The 5,430-nt window shown below is 60.7% G+C and carries 7 protein-coding genes; 3 read left to right on the plus strand and 4 right to left on the minus strand.

Going from position 1 to position 5,430, the window contains the following annotated elements; all coding sequences use genetic code 11:
* The 4 genes from OXU42_07845 to OXU42_07860 form a co-directional block, all read right to left on the minus strand.
* On the minus strand, window positions 1-894 hold an 894-nt coding region (locus tag OXU42_07845), incomplete at its 3' end, for an RNA-directed DNA polymerase (GenBank protein MDE0029293.1).
* Between the two features lie 172 nt (window positions 895-1,066).
* The gene (locus OXU42_07850; GenBank protein MDE0029294.1) at window positions 1,067-1,564 is read right to left on the minus strand and encodes a hypothetical protein; all 498 of its coding nucleotides are present in this window, start codon (window positions 1,562-1,564) and stop codon (window positions 1,067-1,069) included.
* 281 nt (window positions 1,565-1,845) lie between these two features.
* On the minus strand, window positions 1,846-2,667 hold the full coding sequence (locus OXU42_07855) for a hypothetical protein (protein ID MDE0029295.1): 822 nt from the start codon (window positions 2,665-2,667) through the stop codon (window positions 1,846-1,848).
* Window positions 2,668-3,089: 422 nt separating this feature from the next.
* The gene (locus OXU42_07860) at window positions 3,090-3,797 is read right to left on the minus strand and encodes a hypothetical protein (protein MDE0029296.1); all 708 of its coding nucleotides are present in this window, start codon (window positions 3,795-3,797) and stop codon (window positions 3,090-3,092) included.
* A gap of 419 nt (window positions 3,798-4,216) precedes the next feature.
* On the opposite strand from OXU42_07860, the gene OXU42_07865 reads away from it, so the two are divergent.
* The 3 genes from OXU42_07865 to OXU42_07875 all read left to right on the plus strand — a co-directional run bounded on the left by OXU42_07865 (window position 4,217) and on the right by OXU42_07875 (window position 5,428).
* On the plus strand, window positions 4,217-4,636 hold the full coding sequence (locus tag OXU42_07865) for a hypothetical protein (protein ID MDE0029297.1): 420 nt from the start codon (window positions 4,217-4,219) through the stop codon (window positions 4,634-4,636).
* A gap of 124 nt (window positions 4,637-4,760) precedes the next feature.
* On the plus strand, window positions 4,761-5,003 hold the full coding sequence (locus OXU42_07870) for a hypothetical protein (protein MDE0029298.1): 243 nt from the start codon (window positions 4,761-4,763) through the stop codon (window positions 5,001-5,003).
* A complete protein-coding gene (locus OXU42_07875; GenBank protein MDE0029299.1) occupies window positions 5,000-5,428 on the plus strand; it encodes a hypothetical protein in 429 nt (142 codons plus the stop codon). The genes OXU42_07870 and OXU42_07875 overlap by 4 nt, the downstream gene beginning before the upstream one ends.
* The last annotated feature ends 2 nt before the right edge of the window (window positions 5,429-5,430 follow it).

Genomic DNA, 5,430 nt, shown 5'->3' on the forward strand with positions numbered 1-5,430 from the left:
CCCCGACGACCATAACCAACTGTTTTTGCTATGAAATGTGTCGGACACTACTGGCTTCGCCTTTAACATGATTGTCTTGGTCCTGTTCAACGACAGGCCATAGTCTGCCAGGGCATTCGAAAGGACTGCCAATGCTCGGTACGCCTCTTCCTGGGATCGAGTCATGATGGTGAAGTCGTCAACGTAACGATGCCAAATGATACCCTCGTCGGTAAGTATGTTATCGATAGCTGACATCAGTACCTCAGCCAGAATCCGAGCACATTGACCACCTACGGGAAGGCCGAATGATCGACCGGATGCAAACTTGCTCAGAAAACGATCGATCTGGCTCGCCACCGTAGAGCCGGACGGGAACAGGTCCTCGAGGCAACTCTCCAGTCTATGGTGATAAATGTGCTCATAAAAACTCGAAATGTCTGTTTGAATTACGACGGCGTCGTCGCCTTGCCAGTACTCGGGCGAAATAGTGCATTGACGGTATGCTCTCCATGATCTGCTGCGATCAAACAACCCATCTCCGTCAACTACATATCGATATGAATGCGCGGTGGGGCTCCGCTGGGCTTCGTGTTTGTCGGCTATCGCGACACCCATTCCGTTGATGTAGATATTCCAGAATGGGTGTATCTTCGTTGTAATGCGAAAACCGGCGGCCCCAGTTGGAACCAGAAGTCGTTCGGAGAAAATCTGCAGAGCGTTGATGGCCTTTGTCGCGTCCTTGGGAGAACCCTTCTCAAGCTCGCAAAAATAGGTGTATGCCAGAATCGCTAGTTCATTTTGGTTTTCGTTAACAAATCTATTGTCAATATCGAACGGGAGTGTGTCGTTGTCCCCGTGCAACCCGATGTCCGCGGCGGCCCGCTTGAAGTGGTCGACAGTAATTCCCGCCATTCCTTAACCTCTCTGGGTTTCACAATTCGAATGCCACTAACCACCGTCGACCGCCTGCGGGCAAGTGAATAGGATAGCGCCAGCAACTTGCGGACGACCCAGAGCACACTGAAGCGGTTAGCCCGGCCTGCGCTCCCCAGCTTCGATGCGTTTGCTGCCAGCCTTCCTCCACCTAACTTCCGCCACGCATGAACCCGTGGGGATCCATGTTGGCGTACGTGTTGAACTTGTGCCGTGTGCCGTCCTGGTCGCTTAAGCGAAAACTCCTGCCTCGCTCATGTCTGACGTCGAAATGAAACCCGTTTGGCAATCGAAAGCCCAGTTTCTGTTGCCGCCAGGCGGGCATGCCGTGACCGCCGTGCGGCGCCCCTCGACCGAAATGTAGGCTGTGCGTGTCGATCCATCCCGAACCCTTCTTGTGCTCCCGAACGAATCGGCAGATCGATTCGTGGACGGCGCCGATGTTGTCGTGGCCAACCACGACGTCTTGCGTCCGTGTCCACGTATCCCGCACGTTCGCTCTCGCCCCAAACGCCGACTCCGGCAACAGCAGGGGCGAGTTCGGGCCCGGGCGGAGGTGCTGCCGCCATTGCTCCTCGAACTCGAGAATGTCATTGATCGCCTGGCGGAAGTCGGGGCTGCCATACCGCACCGAGAGTCGCCTGTCCAACCAGACCGCCCGAAGAGAACGCCTTCTGAACTCGCGCCGATACGTTGGCCGCTCATCCTCCCGGTCATGAGCCAGAAGGAAATGCACCCCTGCGTCTGTGCTATCTGCCCATTTCTCACTGGCAACCAGTAGCCGGTTCCAAATGTCACACAGATTGCCGTGTCGGTGTTCCTTGCCCGGCAGCACATGTATACGCCAGCCGGTCCGGTTGGGCCGCCAGTCGCTTCTGCGATATGACCCCAAAGAGACGCCGGCCACGACGGCGATTGGGGCAGCGCGGCTCATCGCCGATCATGGTCTGACAGGAACGCCTCCACCGCGCGGAAGGGAATCTTCAGTTGCCGGATCTCGTTGGCCGTCATGTACTCCGCCAATCGAGACAGCGTGCGATGTGCGGACTCCCCTGTTTGGCCACGTCCATACCAACTAGTCCGGGGCGTGACACCGTTCTCTCCGGCCCACGTCTCCACCCGGCGCCAAATGATCCTCGATTGCTCCAGCCCCCATCTGTCCAGCATTCCCAGTCTCTCCACGGCCTGTCGGAACGCCACCAGCGGGTTGGGTGAGCGAGTCAACGCGTCGAGCAAAGGGCGCTGCGTCTCCGGGTCGAGGGACTCAACGAATTGCCGCCGATCCTGGACCAACGTATCGAGAGTAATCTCCGGCACGCGGATGGTGCGCCCCTCCGCGTTCTCTTCGAACAGGAACCGGTCCGCCTCCGGTGAGTAGACGACCGGCACCGGCGCGACTCTAGTGAACGCCTGGTAGACGTCCCCGCGTAACGCGCCCCGACGTGTCGAAGACCCGGATTCCAATTTCGGCTCCTCCGCCTGTGGGGTGCCCACCAGCACATCACGGCCAGACCGGCGCCGGACGACAACGCCATCGACTTGCTCGACCAGACCCGAGAAGGACTCTCTTGACGCTCCAACATAGCCTTCGACGTCTAGGTCCCGCTCCCGCGCCAGTGCGACCATCTTCTGGCGCAACTTCGCGCCGACGACCATCTGCGAGTCGCCGCCCAGTTCTCTCAGCGCCCGCAGTGTCAGTTCGGCCCAATGCGTCTCGTCAACGGGCAGCTTTGAGCGATGTTCTTCGACCATCTCCAGGCCCCAAATGCAAGGAAGGCCATCACGTACAAGCGCGACAGCCTTTCCTTCAATATACAATAACTGTTGCCTGACTCGACCCGCTGGGACTCAACTGGACCGCTGCAATCTAGGCACCAGGCAAATGCCTAGCGAGGGGTCCGTCCGGACGGCTCCAGATTCCCCCGCACGATAGACCGATTAAGGAGGAATCACCGCACACTATGACACCTCGGCCGGCGACGGTCAAGTTCAAGTCTGTCATTCATGTCAAGTGCACCGCGCCAACCTGGCACAGTTCCCGAACTGATCGTGATCCGAGCCGCCGCGTCGAGGCGCCGCTGCTGTCCCTCTACGAATTCCTGTAATTGTTCGGCTGCGACGACCTCATCCTTCCTTGTGGACAAGTACGAGTGATCGACAGACACGTGGACTGGTCAGAAGCCCCGACGAACCTTACGAAAAGGCCGGAAGAAATCTATTTGCTTTGTCTGGGTGAGGCCGGCTATTGACGACACAACGCCCTTCGAGTCCCGAGCATCATGAACAGAGCCTCCGGCTCCAGAACCTTCCCCATCTGGTTGATCGCCGATTCTAGCCCGGCGAGATGGCAGCACCGTCTCGTCGAACCGCTCGACCCAAGGCACCCGGCTCGCCACAATATCTGGACGCCCATCCTCGAAGGCATTCAGAATCAGGTGTTCTCCGTCGCTGGCACGAGAATCGACACAGCCGATCTCTACATCCGAAATGCGGTACACAACCCCGCAGAAAAACCGACGTATCGGCAGCGTGACTGGGCTCCCGACCTCACCGGGCAAACCCGCGACCTTGCCAAGCTCATTGCGCTCCACCGCCCCAAGCTCCTCTTGACGTTCGGACCGTTCGCGTTCGAGTTCACGAGACGAAGCTTGAACCAATACCCGTCCCAAGCGGTTGCCCACTGGACGTCGAAGTGACTGGGATGCGAGTTCAAGCACCGCGTTCAAGCCTTCGATCCCGATCAGTTCAATCTGCTTCCGCTGCTTCATGTAAGTATCGCGCGGGGTCGTTTTCTGGAAAGCCATCGCAATTTCACCGGGCTGGACGATGGGAACTACTTCGACCTTGCCGCGCGCGACATAGCTGACCTCCTGTTGGCACACCAGGATAAGTTTCTCATTTGGCAGTAGACGGCGCTTCCTCCTGCTGTCACTGCAATCCCTCCGCCCGTATGGCGGCTGCGGCCGAGACCGCATCCCGCTTGTCAACCCTCAGCATGAAATCTTCAAGCCACGGCGGAGGCGGTATCTCCTCTCGGGCGTCTCGCGTGACAAAGTCGAGTTGATCGCCGACGAGCCCGTCCTCGCGTCCGTTGCGACCCAGGATTGACTCGTCGGCAGGACGGGGCGGCCACGGGCTGGATCCGCGCGGCAACCTGGTCTCGAGCCATGCATCTACTTGACGCTTCGCCCTCCTCCGACACACGGCTCGCCGCCGGGAGGTAGCGGCCGGCTTGAGGGCGGGCGAATCCCGAAAGCCCGGGGCAGGCGCCCGCGCCGGTCCCGCCGGCAGAGTGGAGGCCATGAACATGACGAAAACTTTCACAGATCAGGACGGCAGCCCAGCCCCAGGACGGGGCGTGCGCCGCACCAACTCCCGCGCCCGCGCCTTCGTGCTCGGCGGTTTCGCTATCGCCGCCGTCTACACGGTCACAGCGCTCGCGTTCGACGCGGGCGCGGAGCACATCGCCCCGCTCTGGACGACGGCGATTGCCTGGACCGTCGCCGCGAGCCTCGCGGGCTCCCTGTGGCGCGGGTTCCGTCACCGCGACTGGTCCGCCTTCTCCGGTTACGAGTTGCCGGAAGACGACGGCGAGGTAGACGAATGGGCGTTGCGCACGGGCCCCTATTCCTGGCTTCGCGAAATGGAAGATGAACTGCTCTACGACGACGATCACCTTCGCAGATCCGATCCCGGCGATCGTCCCGTCAGTGGGACTTAGGCACTCCGGCCTCCACCAACGCGCTGCGCGCCGCCGGGAGGTCGAGGCCGGCTGGGACCGGGCGAGTCCTAGCTAGAAGCCCGAGGCTGGGCTCCCCAATGCCACCGCCAAGGAGGTCGCCGCCATGCCTGACACCAATATCACCGAGGATCACCGCCGCGCGTTCGAGACCCTGACCAGCGGCTGGTTCGACAATTGCTGCCTTGTCAGTTGCTTCGTCGACGACGAAGCAACCGCAGCCACCGCCGCCGTCAATCTCAGCTTTCCCGCTCAAGACGGCGGTGAACCGGAAGTTCTCATCAGCCCGCTCTTCATCTGGCCGACCGCGGCGATGACGCTGACCGACCACGACGGGAGGCAGGCATGAGTGAAAGCCCGCCACGCGGTCGCCAGCCCGCCGCCAACCTTCACATCCCGCCCGAATGCCGCGACATGATCCGCCGTGGCGCGCTCGTGGCCGTCAATTCATCGGGGGGCAAGGACAGCCAGGCCATGACGATCCTGCTCGCCCGGATCGTCCCCCGCGCCCAACTGGTGGTGGTCCACGCTCCGCTCGGCGAGGTCGAGTGGCCGGGCACGATCGAGCACATCCAGAACACGATTCCCGCCAGCGTTCCGCTGATATTCGCGCGCGTGGCGTCCGGCAAGTCGCTTCTCGAACGCATCGAGGAAAGGGGCATGTTCCCCTCGCCACGGACGCGATTCTGCACCTCGGACCTCTATGGTGAGCTCACCATAGAGGTCCCTATGGTGACAAGATCACTATGGAAAGTAGAAGTGCCAAGGCCCTGACA

The sequence above is a fragment of the Deltaproteobacteria bacterium genome (assembly GCA_028818775.1).
Lineage (GTDB): Bacteria > Desulfobacterota > Binatia > UBA9968 > JAJDTQ01 > JAJDTQ01.